Source organism: Rhizobium sp. Root483D2 (assembly GCF_001426685.1).
GTDB classification, from domain to species: domain Bacteria; phylum Pseudomonadota; class Alphaproteobacteria; order Rhizobiales; family Rhizobiaceae; genus Pararhizobium; species Pararhizobium qamdonense.
Genome location: NZ_LMFB01000005.1, coordinates 17,557 through 39,507, shown reverse-complemented (window position 1 = coordinate 39,507; position 21,951 = coordinate 17,557). Strand labels below are relative to the sequence as shown.

15 protein-coding genes and 1 other annotated feature are annotated in these 21,951 nt (G+C 58.7%); of the genes, 4 read left to right on the top strand and 11 right to left on the bottom strand.

Going from position 1 to position 21,951, the window contains the following annotated elements; translation table 11 throughout:
* Positions 1-200 precede the first annotated feature (200 nt).
* The 5 genes from ASD32_RS03755 to ASD32_RS03735 all read right to left on the bottom strand — a co-directional run bounded on the left by ASD32_RS03755 (position 201) and on the right by ASD32_RS03735 (position 5,222).
* Positions 201-764 (bottom strand): hypothetical protein, encoded by a 564-nt coding sequence (locus ASD32_RS03755; RefSeq protein WP_060636566.1) that lies wholly within the window; start codon positions 762-764, stop codon positions 201-203.
* A gap of 148 nt (positions 765-912) precedes the next feature.
* Positions 913-1,863 carry an omptin family outer membrane protease gene (locus ASD32_RS03750; protein ID WP_162252635.1) on the bottom strand — a complete coding sequence of 317 codons (951 nt, stop codon included), beginning with the start codon at positions 1,861-1,863 and terminating at the stop codon, positions 913-915.
* 237 nt (positions 1,864-2,100) lie between these two features.
* The gene (locus ASD32_RS03745) at positions 2,101-3,363 is read right to left on the bottom strand and encodes an MFS transporter (protein ID WP_060636564.1); all 1,263 of its coding nucleotides are present in this window, start codon (positions 3,361-3,363) and stop codon (positions 2,101-2,103) included.
* Positions 3,364-3,471: 108 nt separating this feature from the next.
* Positions 3,472-3,759 (bottom strand): metal-sensing transcriptional repressor, encoded by a 288-nt coding sequence (locus ASD32_RS03740; RefSeq protein ID WP_060636563.1) that lies wholly within the window; start codon positions 3,757-3,759, stop codon positions 3,472-3,474.
* 233 nt (positions 3,760-3,992) lie between these two features.
* Complete coding sequence (locus tag ASD32_RS03735; RefSeq protein WP_244490095.1) at positions 3,993-5,222, bottom strand: DUF882 domain-containing protein; 1,230 nt, start codon at positions 5,220-5,222, stop codon at positions 3,993-3,995.
* 326 nt (positions 5,223-5,548) lie between these two features.
* On the opposite strand from ASD32_RS03735, the gene ASD32_RS03730 reads away from it, so the two are divergent.
* Positions 5,549-6,715: an ATP-binding protein gene (locus tag ASD32_RS03730; RefSeq protein ID WP_060636886.1), complete on the top strand. Its 1,167-nt coding sequence runs from the start codon at positions 5,549-5,551 to the stop codon at positions 6,713-6,715.
* Between the two features lie 128 nt (positions 6,716-6,843).
* Here the strand turns inward: ASD32_RS03730 and ASD32_RS03725 are convergent, their stop codons facing one another.
* From ASD32_RS03725 to ASD32_RS30575, 6 genes are all read right to left on the bottom strand, one after another.
* Positions 6,844-9,219, bottom strand: coding sequence for a DNA translocase FtsK (locus tag ASD32_RS03725; protein WP_244490104.1), 2,376 nt, complete (start codon positions 9,217-9,219; stop codon positions 6,844-6,846).
* Positions 9,220-9,548: 329 nt separating this feature from the next.
* The gene (locus ASD32_RS03720) at positions 9,549-9,749 is read right to left on the bottom strand and encodes a hypothetical protein (RefSeq protein WP_060636560.1); all 201 of its coding nucleotides are present in this window, start codon (positions 9,747-9,749) and stop codon (positions 9,549-9,551) included.
* A gap of 11 nt (positions 9,750-9,760) precedes the next feature.
* Positions 9,761-12,001: a glycosyltransferase family 4 protein gene (locus ASD32_RS03715; RefSeq protein WP_060636559.1), complete on the bottom strand. Its 2,241-nt coding sequence runs from the start codon at positions 11,999-12,001 to the stop codon at positions 9,761-9,763.
* Positions 11,998-15,228 carry a glycosyltransferase gene (locus tag ASD32_RS03710; RefSeq protein WP_060636558.1) on the bottom strand — a complete coding sequence of 1,077 codons (3,231 nt, stop codon included), beginning with the start codon at positions 15,226-15,228 and terminating at the stop codon, positions 11,998-12,000. The genes ASD32_RS03715 and ASD32_RS03710 overlap by 4 nt, the downstream gene beginning before the upstream one ends.
* Positions 15,225-17,459 carry a UDP-galactopyranose mutase gene (gene glf, locus ASD32_RS03705; protein ID WP_244490103.1) on the bottom strand — a complete coding sequence of 745 codons (2,235 nt, stop codon included), beginning with the start codon at positions 17,457-17,459 and terminating at the stop codon, positions 15,225-15,227. Before glf ends, ASD32_RS03710 begins: the two co-directional genes overlap by 4 nt.
* Before the next feature lie 191 nt (positions 17,460-17,650).
* Positions 17,651-18,949: a glycosyltransferase gene (locus ASD32_RS30575; RefSeq protein ID WP_244490094.1), complete on the bottom strand. Its 1,299-nt coding sequence runs from the start codon at positions 18,947-18,949 to the stop codon at positions 17,651-17,653.
* 349 nt (positions 18,950-19,298) lie between these two features.
* Between ASD32_RS30575 and ASD32_RS03695 the strand changes: the two genes are divergently transcribed.
* From ASD32_RS03695 to ASD32_RS03685, 3 genes are all read left to right on the top strand, one after another.
* A complete protein-coding gene (locus ASD32_RS03695; RefSeq protein WP_060636556.1) occupies positions 19,299-19,691 on the top strand; it encodes a hypothetical protein in 393 nt (130 codons plus the stop codon).
* A gap of 10 nt (positions 19,692-19,701) precedes the next feature.
* The gene (locus ASD32_RS03690; RefSeq protein ID WP_060636555.1) at positions 19,702-19,974 is read left to right on the top strand and encodes a hypothetical protein; all 273 of its coding nucleotides are present in this window, start codon (positions 19,702-19,704) and stop codon (positions 19,972-19,974) included.
* A gap of 262 nt (positions 19,975-20,236) precedes the next feature.
* Positions 20,237-20,292, top strand: a sequence feature (sul1 is cis-regulatory element that is thought to sense ions involved in sulfur or methionine metabolism; They are found in Alphaproteobacteria).
* A 70-nt stretch (positions 20,293-20,362) separates the two neighbouring features.
* Positions 20,363-21,829: a SulP family inorganic anion transporter gene (locus ASD32_RS03685; RefSeq protein WP_060636554.1), complete on the top strand. Its 1,467-nt coding sequence runs from the start codon at positions 20,363-20,365 to the stop codon at positions 21,827-21,829.
* Positions 21,830-21,951: the final 122 nt, after the last annotated feature.

Here is a 21,951-nt window from a genome sequence, read left to right as displayed (position 1 = left end):
ACAGTTGGCCGCAGTTTGTCACGCAGAATGGTAATGTAAAATGAAATATCAAGCGGGATTTCATATGCATATGATTATGGATCAGGGTGTTTTGGCGGGATTGCGATCACTGCCCTCTTTTCGCGGTCTCCAGCTACCGCAGCATTTTAGGGGTATCCAGGTTCGTGCGGCAACCGCTCCAGAAGCGCTTTGCAGTGCCGTCAGGCAAACAGTGCCGTCGCCCCGGTAACAAGCAGGATGGCGGCGGCGACCGCGATGCCGACGGTCTTTTTGCTCTTTGCCAATGCGGCTAAGCTCAGGAGGACGTAGTAGGTCAGGTTCAGGCCCGCCCAAAGCGCGATGCTGGAGGGTGGCCACGGCGTTGTGAATGCGGATATTGCCGGTGGAATCTGCGTCAGCAGGTTGCTGGCGAGCACGCAGAAGGCAACTTCGCGCCGGTGGCTCATGATATGGTCGTCGAGGGTTGCTGTCTCTGCGGCCTTCGGAAAGACTTGCGTGGCTGCGAAATAGTAAAGCAGCGCGACCACGGCAACAGCGTAGGCGACGAGATAGCTGACCTCGGCCAGTTCCCGATAGGCCCAGGCATTCATCCAGAAGGTAATGAGATCAACGAGAAGCAGGATGCCAAATAGGGGCGCGACGACCCCCAGCCTGCGGGTATGGCGTTCGTCATAGGCGCGCGAAAACCCGCCCGCGACCTCGGCAACGGCCAGACCGAGCAGCAGGCCGTAAAAGGCAAACATGAACCCGAAGGCTTCGCTCATCGGATACTCCTCGACATAGTGAAGGGCTCATCATCCCCCCTAAGGCGGCACACCGGAAGCTTTCGCCAAGAGACCTGCTTCTGGCGTCGGATTTGCCCGGCGAGGCCACCATCGCTGGCGGCTTCACCGTCGCATTGCGCTTCAGAGATTAAAAGTGGCCACGAAGACCAACCTGGAGCGACATCGTCTTGAGGGAGGCGCCGGCGGCGTTTCTGTAGAGGACCTCCGTCCCGGTTGCCGTGTCGGTCGAGTTCAGATCGCCCTTCTTGCGGAAGACATTCTCGAAATTTCCAGCGAGATAGATCGATGCCCTGTCGGTCAATTGATAATCGACGGCTGCATTAAGCTTGAGGACCGGCGCGGCCTTCATGTCTCCGAAAAATCGGGTGCCGGTCAGCCAGTGATCGTCCTGATCGTCGATGCCAAGCGTCATGCCGCCCTTCACGCCACCGGACAGGGTCAGGCGGTCGAAACGCGTCGAGCCGTCAAACCCCAGAAAGAGGGTCGGCACCTTCTGTTCGTAGGAGATGCCGTTGACGCCATCCGGCAGGTCGCCAATGTCATTGCGGAAACCGCCGTCACTGTAGATGTAGGAGCCGCCAAAGGCTTTCCAGCGCAACTTGGTGTACTGGAACCCGCCACCGACGCTGAGATTGCTGCGGTCGTCGGCAAAGATGGTCCGGCCGATTTCCACCGTGCCGCTGAAATAATAGTCAAGACGCGTATCGGGATGAATGGAGCGGTCGCTCCAGCCGTTCTTGGTCTGGTCAACGGCGAAACCCGGCACCCAGTCATAGTCGACCATGTGGCCATCCCCGTCAAAACCAAGATCAATCTTGCCCTTGATATGCCAGTTGTTACCAAGATCGGCGCCAGCTTGTGCGGTGTAGAGAACAACGCCGTCTGCGTCCCAATCGAGCTGGCTTGCTTTGTCGTTGCCGAGATAAACATATTCGCGCGATTCAATGTTCATGACGCCTGCGCCACCGGAGAGCCAGAAGCTGCCATCGGCAGAACTTGCAACCAGATCATTGGCACGCACCAGCGATGCACTGAGCATCATTGCCATGAGCGCATATTGGAATATTCTTACTTTCATTATAAATTTCATTAGGTTGAATCCCCACTCAAAGCCTGCCCTTTTCTTGCCACATTCGATGCGTCCGGCAATGGTATGATTTATCTAAAACTTGAAATGCAGTTGTGAAATGCGCAGAGGCGTTGCAAATCTGCACTAGATTTTAGGGGTCACGTCCGTTGGTTGGGATGATGCTGGCTGGGTCTGAATAGCCAGCGGAACCCCAGAAGCGAGTAGATGGAGCATTCCAGCGGTTGATCAGCGTTCGCGCGGTGCCGGGTTCCGGCCCACGGCTTGAGAACCGCCGGGATCGAGATCGACATGAACATGGCGTTTGTCATCGTCATCTGCCGGCCAAAGGACACTGGCGGCAAACGCTCCGAGCGCCGTGATCACCGCCAGAACAATATAGGTTGCGGTGATGCCAGCCGTCGCGCCGAGCCATCCTGCCAGCGGATAGGTTATCAGCCAGCATCCGTGTGAGAGCGCAAACTGGGCCGCAAACAAAGCCGGCCGGTCTTCCGGCGAAGAGGAACGCCGCAAGATTCTCCCCGACGGCGTCAAGACGAGAGAATAACCGATGCCGATCACCGCCCAGACGAGGATCAGGCCAATATAGGAGGCGGTGAACATCCCGGCGACGAGAGCGGCAACAAGGACCACCGTTCCGGCAAGCATGACCGGGCGATCGTCGATCTTTTTCAAAAGGCGGGGAAGAGACAAAGCTGCAAGCATCGATCCAAGGCCGAATGTGGCAAGCGCAACGGCCGTATAACGCTCGCCAAGCCCCAGCGCGCTTTGGACCAGAACCACCGTATTGACAAAGACCATCGAACCGCCAGCGGCAACCGCAAGGTTCAGCGCGAACAGGCCCCTAAGGCGCGGGACGGTCAGGTAAAGCCGGATGCCGCGCGTGGTTCTATCGTAGATACTGCGCGGCTGGGCGGGCTTTGGACTGGGCAGGAGGACCGAGACAACAAGGCTCGCCGATGCGAGGAAACCGATGACGGTTCCCAGATAAAGATTATGGTAGCTCATCAGCGCCAGAAGGGCGGCGGCGAGGAGCGGACTTCCGACCTTCTCCAGATCATAAGCCAGCCGCGACAGCGACAGTGCGTTTGTGTAGTCGTCTTCATCCGGAAGAACATCGGGAATGGTTGCCTGGAATGTCGGCGTGAAGGCGGCCGAGGCGGCCTGAAGCACAAAGATCAGGAGATAGGCCTGCCAGACGCCGGTGATGAACGGAAGACAAAGCGCCACGGCAGCGCGCACGAGATCCAGCGAAACCAGCATTGCGCGCCGTGGCAGCTGTTCGGTGAACGCCGTGGCGATGGGGGCGACGACGACATAGGCGATCATCTTGATTGCCAGCGCCGTACCGAGCACCGCGCCTGCGTTCCCTTCTGCAAGTTCGAACGCCTGCAGGCCTAGCGCGACGGTTGCCAGACCCGTGCCGAGCAGCGCAATCACCTGCGCGAGAAAGAGATGACGGTAGGTGCGGTTTCTCAGGACGGCGAGCATCAGGTCACCCCAGTTTCGGTTGTCGGTGCGGTGCGGCGGCGGAATTTCGGGCGCCGGTCACCCGCTTCCGGCCCGCAGAAAAAGGGCCGCGCTCATATTGGGCCGTGCTTAAAGATATTTGGTGATGGTCTTGAACTCGGCCATCGTCTGCCTTTGTTCGCGGCCGAGCGAGCCGACGGTGTCTTCGAGGCAATGATCGAGGTGATCCTGGATCAACGTCCGTTTGGCATTGGTGATCGCCTTTTCAACGGCATGAAGCTGCTGGGCAATGTCGAGGCAGGGGCGCCCGCCCTCGATCATGGCGATCACGCTTTTCAAGTGGCCTTGGGCCCGCTTGAGCCGCTTGATGATCTCGGGGTGGCTATCATGCGTGTGTTCGTGGGATTCTTCACTCATGCGAAAAACCTATCCCCCTGGAGAGGATAAGGCAATATGAAAATGTCCTTGAATATTAGTCACTGTTGTCACCGGCAACGGATGAGTCCGCTTCGATCAAAGATAGACGGCCCAAAACGCCCTATCACCGCGATGGACGATAATCTCACGCTAGCGGCGTGCCGCACCCAAAGATGTTGAAGGCTGCTGATCGATATCAGCAATCCATAGCCCAACTGGCAGAGACCAAATCTCTACAGTGCACGATCGGGAATTGCGCGCCATGAGGCTGGCAAGACCTGGAGCGTTTGCCTGGAAACGCGCGGGGCTCTCATGCCGATGACATCACCGGGAGAATGCAGCGCCCACCGCATCAATGACGTGCCGGAGATCGCGCCGAAATCTGCTTCCCGCTTCCAGGATACGGTGATCGGCAGGGAGGCGAGTGTTTCCATGCGGGTCTTCAAGGTGGCATGCGCCGTTGCAAACGGCTCAAATCCGACGAAACCTGATTGTATCTTGGGCGTTTCCGGCGCAGTCAGCGCTGTAATCGGCCCGATCGACGCCGTTTCTATCGTGTCCAACGAACCGGCAGTCCGAGCGGCAATCACCGGCTTCAGCATCGGCCGGATCATCGGAATGGGGACGGCGTAAGAGGAAAGATCGGCAAAGGATGGCTTTTCAACCTGGCCACCGGGGGCCGTCTGCGTAGCAAGAGCATCCAAAGCTTTGCTGCGCGGCGCGGAATAAAGCGCCGTGACCAGGCCACCGCTATTGTTCTCCAGGCCCTGCGCTGTCGCAGGCGTTTTTGCGTCCGTGGCTCGGCGCGCGCTGGCGACAGTGGCGGAACCGGAGCGTTTGCGGCGGTCTGCGACAGCCTGGGCATAGCCCGGCAGTGAGCTGCCATCGGCGGCAAGATGCATCGTTCGCCCGTTCGGGAATATGCGGGCAAGTTCCTTTCGCGACATGCGCGGCCAGGCACGGACATTGCCGACATCGAGATGGACAAAGGGAGACCCGGACGTAGGATAATATCCCACTCCACCGCCCTGCATCTGCATGGCAACAGCGCGCAATGTCGAAAGCTTCACGCCGGGGATAAAGAAATCCATCGCCTTTCCAAGTGTATGCTGGCTGTTCTTGGCAACGCCCGTGCTGCGTGAGCGCGAGCGCAGCATATTGTTGGTCGCTGGCGACCGGTAGGCGGACACGATGTGGATATAGTCGCTGGCACCGCTACGATCATACACTTCCCACACCAGATCAAGCAGCCGCGGGTCCATCCGGGCGGGCTCGTTGCGCCGCCAGTCCCGCAGCAACCGGTTGATCTTTTCCATTCCCTTCGGATCAAACCTGCCATTGCGTTTGAAGGTGATCGTCGCTTTTTCGCCCGTATGGGTGAAGTAAAGTTTGAGCGCACGGTCCTCTGCAGCGGCGGCCGCCGCAGAGCCCAAGAGCGCGGGAACGGCAAAAAGCATGGTCATGATGAGCCGCGTGACGCAACGTAGCATGTTGGAAAATATTCCGGCCGCTTGATTGGCCAAATATCCGGCTGAACTCTTGTCCGTTACACACGCTGACACAACAAAACCCGCCCAAAAATGAACCACACAATCGGCTTGGAAAGCCCGTATCAAAAGGGTTTCCAGCGATGATTATGGTCAACAAAGTCCTAACAAGGGGTTATGATCGCCTGTGGCTCGGCGATTTACGCTTGGAGAGCGAATTATTCCAATCCAGTGCAGATGGATTCGGCCGTAAGGTATTTTTTTACCTTGCATTTATGGAGTCAAATTCCATAAATGCAAGGATGATTGAGCGTCGGATTGCTGCAGAGCTGAAAGACCTGATCGATAGCACCCCGGCTGTCGCGCTCATTGGGCCGCGTCAAGTTGGCAAAACAACCCTTGCCCTTGAAATCGGAAAAACCCGCCCATCGCTCTATCTGGATCTTGAATCGGATGCAGACCGCGCGAAACTGGGCGAACCAGAACTTTATTTGGCGCAGCATAGCGATAAACTCATCATACTTGATGAAGTCCACCGGCTTCCCAACCTCTTCCAGAACCTGCGCGGCTTGATAGATAGCGGCAGACGTGAAGGAAACAGAACGGGACGCTTCCTCCTTCTCGGCTCGGCTTCGATAGAATTGCTCAAACAATCGGGAGAAACCCTCGCGGGCCGGATTGCTTATCTAGAGATGAACCCCATCGATGCCATGGAAGTGCCAGCCGCTGCGCTAAATACGCTTTGGGTTCGTGGCGGCTTTCCCGACAGCTTTCTTGCACCAAACGACCGCGTCAGCCAGAGATGGCGTCAGGATTTTATCAGGACCTATCTTGAACGGGATATACCGCTGCTTGGGCCACGCATTCCCGCTGAAACACTGCGCCGTTTCTGGACGATGCTCGCCCACCACCAGTCAGGCCTCCTCAATGCTGCGGATTTTGCGCGTGCACTCGGTGTCGATGGCAAGACTGTGGCGTCCTATCTCGATCTTCTCGTGGATATCTTGCTCGTGCGCAGGCTCGAGCCCTGGCATTCAAATCTCGGCAAGCGTCTTGTTAAATCACCACGCATCTATGTTCGCGATAGCGGAATAGCCCACACGCTCCTCGGACTTGTCACCCAGGAAGACCTGCTCAGCCATCCCGTTGCCGGAGCAAGCTGGGAGGGGTTTGTTATAGAAACACTGATAGCGGCAGCGCCGCCCGGCACACAAAGCAACTTCTACAGAACCGCAGCCGGTGCCGAGATCGACCTGCTTCTCACCCCTCCAGGCCGCAGGCCTTGGGCTATCGAAATCAAGCGCAGTCTGGCCCCCAAATTGGAAAAGGGGTTCTACCTCGCGTGCGAAGATATTGATCCCGAGAAGCGCATCGTGATCTATCCCGGAACCGGGAACTTTCCGCTCAAAGACAATGTGACAGCAATGCCCCTTACCTCGGCAGCACAGGCCCTAGCTGATCTTATCTAGCGAAATTGGGACAATATCTGATCGTCCATCAAAGCCCAACGTCGCGGGCAGCGGCTCCGTCGCCAACTCCAAATCGTCAGCTTGAAACCACGGACTGCGCCCATCCGGCCGCAGTCCGGCAGCCCCTTTTATTCCTCGTCGCCAGTTGGCATTTCGGCGACTTCGCGGCCTGCCGATAGGATCGAGCGCTTGCCGACATGGTTTGCCGAGCCGACCAGCCCTTCGCGCTCCATCCGCTCGACCAGCGAGGCTGCTCTGTTATAGCCGATCTGCAGGCGGCGCTGGATATAGGATGTCGAGCACTTTTTGTCACGCAAGACGACCTTGACCGCCTTGTCATAGAGGTCGTTGCCGTCCTCTTCCGCCATTGCGCCCTTGTCGAAAACGGCAGCGTCGTCTTCGGCCGGCCCGTCGATGTCCTCGGCATCTTCTGTGACCGTGCCAAGATATTCCGGGCGCCCTTGCGTTTTCAGATGTGCGACGACCTTTTCGACTTCCTCGTCGGAAACGAAGGGGCCGTGGACACGGGCAATCCGCCCGCCGCCGACCATGTGCAGCATATCGCCCTGTCCCAAGAGATGCTCGGCGCCCTGCTCGCCCAGGATGGTGCGGCTGTCGATCTTCGAGGTCACCTGGAAGGAGATACGGGTCGGGAAGTTTGCCTTGATCGTGCCGGTGATGACATCGACCGAGGGGCGTTGTGTCGCCATGATCAGGTGGATGCCGGCGGCACGCGCCATCTGCGCCAGACGCTGGATAGCCCCTTCGATCTCCTTGCCCGCAACCATCATCAGGTCGGCCATCTCATCGACGATGACGACGATATAGGGCATGGGCGCGAGATCCATTTCCTCCTGTTCGAAGATCGGCTCGCCGGTCGAGCGGTCAAATCCGGTCTGCACGCTGCACAGGATCGTTTCGCCCTTGGCGCGCGCCATCGCAGCGCGTGCATTGTAGCCGTCGATATTGCGCACGCCGAGCCGCGACATCTTGCGGTAGCGGTCCTCCATTTCGCGCACGGCCCATTTCAGCGCCATCACCGCCTTTTTCGGGTCCGTCACCACAGGTGTCAGAAGATGCGGGATGCCGTCATAGACCGACAATTCCAGCATCTTCGGGTCCACCATGATCAGGCGGCATTCCTCCGGCTTCAGCCGGTAGAGCAAGGACAGGATCATCGTGTTGATCGCCACCGACTTGCCCGAGCCCGTGGTGCCGGCGACCAGAAGATGCGGCATCTTTGCCAGTTCCGCGACAACGGGCTCGCCGCCGATCGTCTTGCCAAGGCAAAGGGCCAGCTTGAAACGCGTCTCGCCGTAGTTTTCAGACTCGATCAGTTCGCGGAAATACACCGTCTCGCGCACCGGGTTCGGCAGTTCGATGCCGATGACATTGCGGCCTGGCACGACGGCGACACGGGCCGAAAGCGCCGACATCGAGCGGGCGATATCGTCGGACAGGCCGATGACGCGCGACGACTTGACGCCCGGCGCCGGTTCGAATTCGTACAGGGTCACAACAGGCCCCGGGCGGACATCGATGATCTCGCCGCGCACGCCAAAATCCTCGAGCACGCTTTCGAGCAGGCCGGCGCTCTGTTCCAGCGCTTCCTGTGTGATAACAGCAGTCTGCTGGACGGATGGTTCCTGCAGGAGCGTCACCGGAGGGAAAATATATTCGCCGGCCCCAGCATCCGAGGTCATTTCGGGAATGGCCACGAACGTATCGGGCCGCACCGCGCGGATCGGTCTGGACACCGCCACGGCTGGCTTGGCAATGCGCACAGGTTCAACCGGCTCGGCGAGCTCTGCCACAACCGGTCGGATCTCTTCAACGATGGGCGGCGTCGTTTCGACGGGCGCGGGGCTGCTCACGACAGGTACCGCAACATTGGGCGCCGCAACATAACGGCCTGCCGCCTTCACGCCGATTTCGCGGTAGAGCGCCGTCACCGAACCGGCGGCGGAATGAACCTCTGGGGGCTGCCAATGCATGACCGGCGCCAGAATATTGATGTCGGCATCCATATCCAATGTGTTCCAGAACACTTCATCCGACACATGCAGGAAGGAACTGGCCTGCCTTGTCACCGGTTCCAGCACATCTGCGGCCACGGCTTCCTGCTCGGCCGGAAAACAGGCGAGATCGAGATCGGCGGGCTCAGCATGTTCGTTCGCAGCCAGGCGCGACGCTTCCAGTTCCTGCCTGAGACGATAGGACAGCAATTGAATACCGGATACGGCAGGCTTCTCTTCAGGCACAGGCTCGACCGGGACAGGCTGCGCAGTAACGACGACCGTTTCTATCGGTTCGACCACTGCGGGGACGGTTATGATGGCAACATCCTGCACAGGCTGGTTCGGCTCTTCGGCTTCCTTGCGGATCTCGCCGGCGGGGCGCTTAGAATAGACACTTTCCGGGGTCCGGGTGAAGCGGACGTTGGGTCCAAGCACGAACGCGCTCTGCCAGACGGGCGCATCCCCCCGCCCCTCGATCTCAGCCATCGCGTCGGTATCGGCCTCATATGGGCCTTCCTCGCTCTTTACATCGGCGGGAGCGCCATAGATGCGGCGCTCCGCTTTTCCCAGATGATTTTCCGGGTCTGCAGGCCGATCCCCTGTATGATCAAAGCCGTTCGAAAAATTGGTTCGGGAAAGACGCATAGGGACCTGCTCACTCAAAATTCACGCGCAATGGGCACACCCCATTTCAATAGAAAATAAAGGTTAATCACCCCTTTCCAGAAGACCGTTTTGAACGAATTTCCATTGGCCATCGACGGTGGCATCATGATCGGATCAAGGGCAAATATGCCGTTTTCCGGCCCTTCAGCTCAGGTATCGCCGCCCGCCGCCGCTGAATTTTTCATGTTCCATTCGCTGCGGATGTTTACATCACGGCCCGGTGCCCGCAGCCGGCGATCCGTCGCCCAGCGAGGAAAAACCACGCTGTTCAACCCGGCGGACTGAGCCAACACGAACGGCATGCTTGCCTCAGTGCGATCCGGCGGCAGGAAGCCGCCGAATTCGGCCACTCACAACCCTTTTAGCGCCGAAGACTGCGCAGTGTCCTCGCAAGCGGCTCGTATTCCTGCCGCTCTGCCCCCTCAATCCGCATCGATAGGAGGCCGTTCTCACAAGCCCTGTCGTCGTCCCAACCGGGATGATTGACGATGGGATAGAGGCAAATGCCTTCGATCGGCACACCGTTGCGCAAAGCGGCCTGAACCTCGGCATGGACATAGGCAATCCAGCTCTCTCGGCGCTCCGCCTCGATGCCCGTTTCTGCGATAAACATCGGTTTTCCATAGCGCGCATAGGTTTCGGTCAGGATCGTGCGCAGCGGTTTATAGAGCGGGTGATCCATGTCGATCGGCGGCCCGCCGTGAATCCACTGGTTGTTGTGGTAGTAGTTGACGCCGACAATATCGAGGTATTTTTCCGCACCGCCGATCTGCGGCCACATCCGGCCGGCGATCAGGTCCCAGCCTTGAAACTGCGACTGACGATGACCTTCCGCCACCCGCCGTTCCCAAGGGCGGGACGGCTCGGGGACGACGTTGATCACCGGATCGCAATGGACAAAGCGGGCACGCGGATCGACAGTGAGAATGGCGTCCATCGCCGCGATGGACGCGCGCGCCAGCTGGATTTTCAGCTCAAAACCGCGCCCGTTCGCAAAAGGATTGAGATAGCCGGCATCGCCACCACCCCAGGAGAAGAAGGAGATTTCATTGACAGGCGAATAGAAAGGAACCGCGCCGCTTTCCTGCCTGACGATGCTTGCTGCGGCACGGGCAAAGCGGGCGAAACGCGCAACAAAATCCGGCGACCAGATGTCGATGTCATCCGGCCAGCCATAGTGCAGCAGGTCCCAGATCACCTGGGTGCCGGTATCGTTCGACGCCTTGAGCATCGGCAGAAAACTCGACCAGTCGTATTGTCCGGGAACGGTTTCGATCAGATGCCAGCGCAATCCATCCCGCACCGTGCGGATTTCGTGCCGGGCAAGTTGCGAATAGTCGTTTGCCGCGTGAACATCGTGTCCGGTCGCCGCAATGACATCCAGGCGTTTTCCGGCCGTTTCACCCTCATGCGCCCGCAACCGGTGCGTGGAACATTCGAAGCCGCCTTGCAGAAAGGATTGGAACAGTCCCGTCGGCTGTGCTGCCATCTTTTCTGCCAGGACCTGCCGTATGAGATCTTCCCACTGGGGGACCACGGCGGCGACGCTATAGTGGGTTTCGACCTTTAGCCGCAAGGCTTTACCAAGACTTGCGCGCAATTCGCTTGAAGCGATCAGCCTCTTCATCGTCGTGGCGACGGAAGCCGGGTCACCATAGGGAACGAACAGCCCGGACACCCCATCCTCGATCTGCTGCAGGGCGCCATTATCCGGCGTGGCGATGACCGGCAAGGCGGCCGCGCCCGCCTCTGCGATCACATGGGGCATGCCCTCGCCTTTTGACAGCCAGGTGAAAATATCTAAAGCCGACAGCAGCGCTGGAATATCCTTCCGGTCTCCGAGGAAGGTGAGGACGCCAGCCAGTCCGCGGGCGGCCACCAGGGATGTCAACCGGATGGCATAATCCGGCATGAAGGCATCCGGCCCGCCAACGACCACGAACCGCGCAGAAGCGTCTGTGGCATACACGATCGCAGCCGCTTCGATGAAATCCTCGACATTTTTCTTGGGGTCCAGACGGCCGACCCAGCCGATCAAAACGTTGCTGTCCGTGACGCCGAGTGATGCGCGCACGGCACTTCGCTGAGACGGATCGAATTCCGCGAGGTCCACCATGGACGGAATCTCGATCGCATCGTCTTCACGGCCCGGCATCATAGATGCGGCGGCATCGCGTATGGACCGGCAGACGCCGACATAACGGCTGGTAAAATGCTTCGGCCCCGCCAAGGCCTCCGACACCAGGCCGCCATGCTCGATCAAAGGCGGCCTCAGATGAAGACGCTCCAGCGCCGGATATATGTCCGCAACATTCTGGCACGAGATCACGATATCGTACCCCGGAATCTTCTGTGCCAGATAGCCGACCGTGTCCTGAAACGACAGTTCGTAAGGTGTCGTATCGACATCGACACCGAGTGCCGTCAGTTGCTCATGCGTCTGCTCCGGCATATTGGGCCTGCGGAAACATGCGACGACATCGAGCTTGTAGTGCGCGCGGTCGAGATTGCGGGCGAGAAGCCGGACTTCGGTTTCCTCCCCTCCCACGACCAGCCATGCGAACACGAAGAGGATACGGACCGGCGGTTCGAGCGGGCTCATTCATGGACCTTGAAAACGATTTGCAGGAATTCCGGCCGGTTTTCCACCAGATCGGCGAGGAATTTCGGCCCATCCTCAAAGGGGACGATATGGGTGATCATATGCTCGTGGATCAATGCGCCGTGGCTTTTCATCAGTTGCACGGTCTCGCCGGCAAGCCTGCGCCTGTCCCAAAGCGGGGACAGTCCGCGCGGAACGCGGTTGATTTGAGCGCAGCGAATGTTCAGGCCGTTATGATGGAATTCCTCGCCAAGCCGCAACGCATCGGCACCATCCTGATAGAAGGCCAGGTCGATCACCGTGCCCTGCGGCCGCAACGCTTTCAGCGCCACATGCAGGCTTCGGGACTGCGCGCGCGTCTGGAAGACGATATCGGCGCCGCGATCGTTGCCTCCATTGTGCCAGCGTGCCTTCGCATGCTGCCAGATCTCCTCCTCGTTCATCGCCGTCAGACCCATGGCCTGCGCCTTGCCGCGCCGGAATTCCGAGGGGTCGGCAATGACGACGTCAGACGCTCCGAGTTTCTGCGCAAACAACGCCGTCATCAAGCCCACCGTGCCGGCCCCCAGAACCACCACCCGGCGCCCGGCAATCCCCGCGCCAAGCGCAAAGACATTGTTCCCGAGGGCATCCGCGTCGGCATGCAGGATGCCATTGGCCGCAATCGGTCCCATCTGCGCCACGAAGACGCCGAGAACGGGATCGATATCGGCAGGCATGGGGATCAGCACGTCGTGGAACGGATCGGCGGTGTGGCCGGTCTTGTGCGCATAGGTCGTGGCAACGACATCGCCCTGTTGAAAGCCGAAAGCTTTGCTTTCAGAGACGCGGGCCACCTCCATATAACCCAGGAACGGAACCGGGTAACGAAGGTCGGGCTCATTTTCGATGAACACGCCACGGCCACCGTCAAAACGGGAGTGAAAATAAGGATTGGTGTTCTTAATGAAGGTGAGTTCGGTTCCGGCGGAAAAACCGGTGTAAAGCGTGTCCAGCCGGACATGGCCGTCTGCGGGCGGCCCCTCCTCATACTCGAAGTGATATGCTTTTCCGGGGCTCTCGATCCCGAGCGAGCGGATATGCCGATGGCCGGGCGCAAGGCCTTGCGGCGCCTCCATGCGGGGCTGATGCTGGAGTGGTGCCATTGCATTGCGGTGAAGAGCCGGCGCCTCAACGCCGACCGGCTCGCCGCTGCGTGCCGAGGATGCGACCGCAAGCGCAAGCCGGTGCGTTGCCAGCGCATCCGCATAGGTGCAGCGGATATGATTATCGCCACCGCGTACCGCATCAACAAAATCGCGGTCTTCCCGCCAGACCGGATCACCCTCGGCCTGCCGGACCGGCCTGCCGGCGCCCACGTCGACCATGATATCATGATCCGTCAGTTCGATTGCCAGGCGGTCGGCGAAGATATTCAGGCCTATCTTGTGGCTCCAGCCAAGCAGGCATGTCGAGGAAATATTGGCAATGACGCCCGATTGAAAGGTGAGGCTCGCGGTGGTGACGGCGGGTACGTCGAGGCCGGGAAATTCCGGCCGTTCCTTGAAGCCGGTACGGCCATAGACTTCCGTGACCTCTCCAACAAGATAACGGGCGAGATCGACGATATGCGTCGTCTGCTCGACCATCTGGCCGCCCGAACGATCCTGCTTCCACCACCATTGCGGCGGCGGCGTTTGATCCAGCCAATAGCCGGACAGAAGCTGCGCCGGATTATCGGCAAGAAGCCGGCGTGCCTCCTCAACAGTATCGAGATAGCGCCAGTGATAGCCCACACCTGTGATGAGCCCGGCGGCCTCAACTGCCGCTGACAATTCTTCCGCCAGCCCGATATCGAGCGTGATCGGCTTTTCGACGAAGAACGGGATACCCCTCGCAATTAGATCGCGCTCGGCCTCGCCATGGGCAAAGGGTGGAATGCAGATATAGACGGCATCCAGCGTTTCCTGGTCCAGCATCGCTCTGTGGCTGTCGAAAGCCTTGGCGCCGAACCGCGACGCGGCCTGCGTGGCGCGGTCGAAATCCGGGTCGGCAAAGGCGGCCAGTGTTACATCTTCGAAACCGGCGAGAATATCAAGATGCCGGTGGGCAATACCACCGACGCCGATGAAGCCGATACGTGTCTTGTTCATGAAAGCATGTCCTTGTGCATCAAATGCCTGTTCTGAGAGAAAGCGGCGGTAGACGGAGGCGGTTTCATCCGCCATGCGCTGTGCTGAAAATTCGGCGTGGAACCGTTCGCGGCCGGCTTGCCCTGACGCTTTTGCCTCAGATCGATTTCCGAGTGCCTCAATCAGAACGCCTGAGAGAGACTGAGGATTGGCAGCTTCCGCAAGGAAGGGATGGCCGGTTCCAAGCGCCTCGACAGTGCCGCCGATCCGGGTTGCGACAACGGGCAGTCCCAGCGACATCGCCTCAAGCACTGCGAGCGGCAGGCCCTCGAATTGCGAGGGCAGCACGAACAGGTCGGCGCTGGCCATCAGTTCTGCGATATCTGTGCGGCGCCCCAGAAACCGGACATTCGTGCACAGCGACAGATCTTCGACCAGCGCCTGCACCGCTTGCATCTCCTCACCCTTGCCGACCAGCAACAGGACGACAGATGGATCGGCAGCTAAAACCGCAGGCAGCGCCCTGATCAGCGACGCGTGATCTTTTTGCTTGGAAAACCGCGCCACGGTCAAAAGAACCGTCTTTCCTGCAAGGCCAAGCTCCGCTTTGGCAGACCGGGCTTCCGGAAGCGCGAAAATACCATTGCGCACCACCGTTATCCGCTGGCCGTCAACGCCGTTTTCTTGAAAGCTTGCGCGGGACGATTCCGAGACCGCAATGTGATGAGACAGCGCCTCGCTTTCCCGCGCATATTGTTCCCGCTGCTCGGTGTCAGTCAAAAGATAGGGCAGATGCTCCGTGCGGATGACGGGAATAGTGCAGGCCGAACCGGCGTTTGCGATCGCGTGCCCCTCCCAGCCGATACCCGCATGGACATGAAGCAAAGCAACGCTGGACGAGCGCAACCAAAGCTCGAACGCGCCGATATCGCCGATGGCCTTCACCGCGAGCCCGCAAGTTGCCGCTTTTGCCAAAAGTTCCATGTCGCCATAGGCTGCGAGCGTGACGTCGAACTGTGGCTGGAGCGACCGTCCAAGCGTCAGCATATGTTCGCCCATGCCCGATGGATCGAGACTATCGGTCGCAAGGACAATCCGATGACTTCGCCTGGTCATTGCGCACGGGCAGTAACGACATCGCCCGCATCGGCCTTGGTCATGCGCCTGTATGTGGCCAAGGCCTGGCCGACCACCTGATCCATATTGTAATATTTGTAGGTGCCAAGCCGTCCGACAAACGTCACATCGCTATGCTCACGCGCCAGCGCCTCATACTGCTTGTAAAGCGCCTGGTTTTCCGGCCGTGGAATGGGGTAATAGGGATCTCCGTCTGCGCAGGCGAACTCATAGGAAATGCTGGTTTTCGGATGGATCTGCCCGGTCAGGTGCTTGTATTCGGTGATCCGCGTATAGGGAACCGACTCCGAGGGATAGTTGACGACACCAACGGGAAGCAGACGCCGCGTGTCATGCGTCTCGTGCTGGAATTTGAGACTGCGATACGGCAAACGGCCAAAGCGGTAGTCGAAATATTCGTCGATCGGGCCGGTAAAGATCGTGTGGCCCACCTGATAATCGCGGCGGATATCCGCATATTCCGTTGAGGTCATGACGGTGATATTGTCATGATCGAGCATGTTTTCGAACATCTTGGTATAACCATGAAGCGGCATCGCCTGGAAATTATCCAGAAAATACCGGTCGTCGGCATTTGTGCGCGTTGGAACGCGCGCGGTCACCGATTTGTCGAGCTGCGAGGGATCAAGTCCCCATTGCTTGCGGGTATAGCCTTCGAAAAAGGTCCGGTACAAATCACTGCCGACCTGCGACACGACCACATCCTTCGACGTGACGATCGGATCGCACGGCTCGGCGCGCCCGGCCAAAAAGCGCGCCGCCTCCGCTTCGTTGTGCAGATCAAGGCCATAAAGCCCGTTTAGGGTCGTCACGTTGATCGGCACAGGCAAACGCAGACCATCGACATCGGCAAGGACCCGATGTTCGTAGGGTCTCCAGGCGGTGAACCGGGAGAGATAGTTGAAAACATCCTCGCTGTTGGTGTGGAAGATGTGAGGCCCATACTGGTGGATGAGGATGCCGTCTTCGTTTTGGACATCGTAGGCATTGCCGGCAATATGCGGACGGCGGTCACAGACAAGCACACGCTTTCCGCCATCGGAGGCCAGCCGCTCAGCCAGAACAGAACCCGCAAAACCCGCGCCAACAATCAGGTAGTCATAATTGGACGGATTAGTTTTTCCTGACCCATGTGGACGGCTCTTTCTGGGCGATTTCACGGGAGACAGCCTCCTTGTCACGGCCTCTTCCACCAGGACACTCATGGCCGAGAACGTCTGATCCCAGGACGAACCCGAAAGCATCTCATCGACCGGTGTCAGCCATGCGTCACCTGCCTTTTTCAGGGCAAGCGCCTCGTCGCAGGCGGCGGCAAAACTTTCAGGCTCATCCGCCAGAAAGACACCTTCCAGATCACCATAATGGCGAACGACGTCCGTCACTCGCGTGCTGACCACCGGGCGCCCTGCGGCCAGATATTCCGGCGTCTTGGTCGGGCTGATGAACTTCGTCGCTTCGTTCAGGGCAAACGGCATCAAGGCCGCATCCCATCCTGAAAGATAGGCCGGCAATTCGCTGTAATGCTTTTGCCCGAGATAATGGATATTGGCAGCCTTCGGCAGATCTTCCGGGGCGATCTTCACGACCGGGCCAATGAAAATAAAGGACAGGTTCGGCCGCGCCTTGGCCACGGCAGCCAGCAAGACGAGATCCAGACGTTCGTCGATGACACCGTAATAACCAAGCTTCAGCCCAGGGATCGCCTTCTGATCGGATGGCTCAACACTTTCGTCCCGCGCCGTGCGGAAATGGCTGACATCCACACTCGAAGGGAATGGATGGATATTGTCATGCAGATGAGCCTTCACCTCGTAGAGGCTGTGACCGCCGGTAAACACCACATCGGCGCGGGCAATCAGCGCCGCCTCCGTTTCCTTCAGCCGGGGTGGTGCGAATTTGAAATTCGCCAGTTCGTCCATGCAATCATAAACGATAGCCGACGCATCCACATGGCGCGCAAAACTGTACATGACCGGCGTGTAGAACCACAGGATCGGACGTATCGCGTCATTCAGCGCCAGCAGTTCGTCCAGGAGCTTGCCGAGCGCGGTTTCACGCTCCGCCTCGGACCACCAATGCGGAATGCGCGGGCGAACCGATTTGACTGTCGTGCCTTCAAAAGGGTGGATTTCCAGATAGGCGAGATGATGGTCTGTAGGGATCTGCTCTTCAAAGAAAAACACCTGCCGGTCTTGCGCGAAGCGGCCCATCAGATGCTGGGGACGCTGCAAAACAAAATCCCAGCGCAGATGGGAAAAACAAATCAGCGGAGCATTGCGAGCCGGAACTGCTGGTGACGTCTGAAAGAACGAACTGGAGAGATTCATTGCACATCCGCTGTTGAGAGACGCACGAGAACTACGATTCCAAGGCTTTGTTCCGGAGCTCTCTTAAAAGATTTCTAATGTATCCCAAGCCCTGTCAGAGCCTGTAGTTTGCGCACAGAATGAGGCCAGGTCCATTTGTCGATGACGGCTTGCCGTGGCGAAAAATCTGAAAGGCTTGCGAGCATATCCAGGATTCCCTCGTGAAAAACGCCTGAAGCCGCCACCCGTCCCGTCTGCGGTGTGATGTATTGAAGTCCACAGCTGAGCGCGCTGTTGGCAAGCACCGGTAGGCCCGAAAGCATATATTCGGTGAGAATGGCAGGAGCCCCATCATCGACGCCGCAGACGACACCGATTTTGGCTTGGTTCATCAGCCGGTTAACCTGCACAAACGGCACGCCCGGCGGCCCAACGAAATCGACATTGATCTGGAGGTCACGGGCACGCTCCCGAAGGGCATCTCCGAGTTCGCCATAACCGAAGACGCAGAGCGCGCTGATGGACCGTGGAAGTTTTGCCATCGCATCGAAGAGAATGTCGTGCCGCTTGTAATGTTGAGCGGCGGCGACATAGATGATGTCATAGGGTTTCGGCCCGTCGATCGGATAAAACATGCTGTCGGACGCAAATTCCGGACCGATCGGCAGGATGGCGGTTTTCATGCCGGGATGCCGGGCTGTGACCTCGTCTGACTGCCACTGCGCCCCCGTCAGCACCAGATCGAAATGCCGGCTGACCTCGGGCGGAACCCGCAAGGCCGGCGCATCGATCGAATTGTAAATCTTGTAGCTCGTTTCACAGGCAGCCAGAATCTCCGCCGACACGCCGAGCCCCCAGACGCAAAGAATATCCGGCGCACCGAACGTTAGGATATGAGCAAGCATGTCGTTTGATGCGAACGGCGCTTGCGGACCATTGAGCTGAAACGATCGCCGGACCAGATGCGGCGCATGGCGCACATCCGCCGAAGGCGGATCATCACCGCGCCAATGGGTCCAGATCTCGACGGCATCGACAATACCAGCTTTGACGCATGCCAGCGGCAAACGCTCGATATACCCGCCCTCCACTTCGAAATCGTGGCCCAGGGTAACATCTGCAGCACGCTGCGCCGCAATTTCGCTCCGCCATTTTGCGCAAAGTTCTTCGATTGTGGGCACGCGCGCAGCGAACGCTTCCCCATCCTGAAAATCGCTGATGACGACGAGCCGCCGGGGTCTGGAATTTGGTTTCATCAGTTCTAGCGGCCTATCTTTGGGACGTGATAGTTCATTCATCAATTCGGCCACATCGGGCGAAAGCGCATTCAGTTCCACCTTGTCCAGATTGCGGTGGTCACGTTTAATCTGCGTGTTGAGCGCGACTGAGATCATCGAATTCGGGCTGTTGAAACCTAGACGCGTTCCAATTGTTCCACGGAATGCGCCAGATTATCTCGCTCCCAATGGGTTAAGACACCAAGAGGCCGTTGGTGATCTTCGGGCGGAGATAAGGGCCTTAGCCAAGGACTGCGATCACACCTCGCTCTCCACGCCTGCATTCCCCCGCAAGTACTCCAAAAGATGATATCGGCGGCGGCGGCGCCCTCCCACAAATCCTCAATGTGCCAACGCAAGCGCAGTTCTCTCCCGGCCGGGCAGCGGCAGCTCTATGCTCTGCCAAGACACGGAACATTTACCGCCACCAACGGTTACATCATGCGATATTCAGGAAGGAACCATCATGGCAACGTATAAGGATGAACGCGGCGAAACGGTCTCGACAGCGGAGACGGAAAAAGTCGTGCAAGCGAGCCCCGCGCAAACGCGGCAGGGCCCATTGGGAAAACCAGTCCTGATGGTGCTGATCGGCGGCCTGCTTTTGGCCGCCGTTGCCTGGGCCGTGGTGGGACAATATGGCGAGGCAATCGATAACAATGCCGCAACCAACACCCAGCCGGCCACAAGCGAGACAAACGCCGTCGTGACGCCACCAGATCAAAACGTCATCGATAACACCCCGCCTGCAGGCGATAAAATGCAACCCGCCCCCACTGACAGCGATCCGACAGCCGAATCCGGTACAGGCGGAGATTCCCAGTCCGTGGCTCCCGCTGGCACAGAGAAAACGCAATAGGAGGGTAAGCATGACCGATGATGTAAAAACACATAAGCCGGAAGAAGAGCCGGCTCCTCTTGTCGATGAGGCGCTGGCAGCGACGGATCGAAACGCAGGTAAACGGCAAGGCTTGGCTGCCTTACAAGCGGAGGAGTCCCGACTAGAAGCATATGCCCAGGAAGCCTCATCCCGAGCCAAGAAGTCTGCGATCGACGATATTCGCCAATACATCCGGTCTCAACCACTGGCAATTGCGGCTAGTGTGGGGATCGCAGCTTTCGTTTACGGACTTAGCAGATGAGTGAGAATGGTTTGGATGCGTTTAGGGAAAAGTTTTGAGCTGAGGGGCCGTAATCAAGATGACTTGTTCGATACGATTATTTACCTTACATGCCCAGCGCAGGTTGTCTACTAGCATCCGAAAACGCCGGTACTCACTAACGGCTTGCGGAGATATGGTATATATTTAGCGAGGGAGCCGCTGATCCTCACTCTCAATTTCCGACACACCGATTTGAGCATTGCGTCGCTGCAAAAATCCGGTTTATAAGTCCTGCAATCACCACGGACCCGGTGGAATTCCGGGTGGCTCTTCTGGCCGCCGATCCGCCAGACAACGCAAAACCTGCATGCCGATTTGAGAGCCGCATTCACCAGCGCGCCGGTCATGCTTTGCGAGACTGTATCCCATGCAATTTTCATCCATCCGCCGGGATTGGTCCGCCAATCCCTTACGCGACATGCTTGCAGGCGCTGTCGCGACCTTTGCGCTGATCCCGGAAGTCATTGCCTTTTCCTTTGTAGCGGGGGTCGATCCGCAGGTCGGTTTGTTTGCGTCCTTTGTCATCGGTATCGTCATCGCCTTTACCGGCGGGCGGCCAGCGATGATTTCGGCGGCGGCAGGGTCGGTCGCGCTTGTTGCGGCGCCGCTGGTGCATGCGCACGGGCTGCACTATCTGTTTGCAGCCGGTCTTCTGGCGGGCATGATCCAGATCCTCTTCGGGGTGTTGCGGCTTGGCGTGCTCATGCGATTCGTGTCAAACTCCGTGCGGACCGGCTTCGTCAATGCCCTGGCCATCCTGATCTTTGCGGCTCAGCTTCCGCATATTATCGGGGGCGACTGGATTTCCTATGTCATGCTGGCTGCCGGTCTGGCCGTGATCTATCTTGTGCCAAGGATCACCACGGTCATCCCCTCGCCGCTGATCTGCATCCTTGTTCTGACGGTTGCATCGTTCACGCTGGACCTTCCCGTTCTGACCGTGGCGGACCTTGGCAAGCTGCCGGATACGCTGCCGGTCTTCGGCTGGCCGCACGTGCCTCTGACCTGGGAAACACTCACCATCATCGCCGGCCCTGCCGTTGCCATCGCCATGGTCGGCCTGCTCGAATCCATGATGACGGCCAGCGTCGTCGATGACCTGACGGCGACCACAAGTTCGAAAAACAGGGAATGCACCGGTCTTGGCATCGCCAACTCCGCAGCCAGCCTGTTTGGCGGGATCGCCGGGTGCGGAATGATCGGCCAGACGGTCAGCAACGTCAAATATGGCGGACGTGGCCGTCTCTCCACCCTGTTTGCGGGCGCGTTCCTGCTGATCCTGATGGTGCTGCTGAAGCCATGGGTTTCGCAGGTTCCCGTCGCTGCACTGGTGGCCATCATGGTGATGGTGTCGATCGATACATTCGACTGGTCGTCGCTGCGCTCGGTGGTTGTTCACCCGAAGATGTCGAGCGCCGTGATGGTGGCGACCGTCATCGTGACGGTGTTCAGCTCCAACCTGGCACTGGGCGTCACGGTCGGCGTGCTCCTGAGCGGCGTCTTCTTCACGTTCAAGGTTGCCCGGTTGTTGCGCGTCGAAACCGGGATCGATGCGCAGGCTCGCCGTATCCGCTACCGCGTGTCCGGCCAGGTCTTCTTCGCGTCCGCCGATATTTTCATCGAGGCTTTTGATATTCAGGAAGCGGAGGGGATGACGGTTTTGATCGATGTGTCGGACGCGCATTTCTGGGACATTACTGCCGTCGCGGCACTCGACAAGGTGGTGCAGCGGTTCAAGCTGCATGATATTGCCGTTGAAGTCGCCGGTCTCAATCGGGCAAGTTCGGCGCTTATCGGCAGCCTCGACGGGGGTATGGAGCCGAAGACGGCTTGAAACAGGCGGGGGACATTCCCCCATGGTTGCAGCGCGCAGATCTGCGGATTTCCAAGCGTCCCTGAAGCTTGAAAGTTAGGGCGGCTCTCGCTAAAGCGTCTCTTCCAGCGTATCCATTCTTG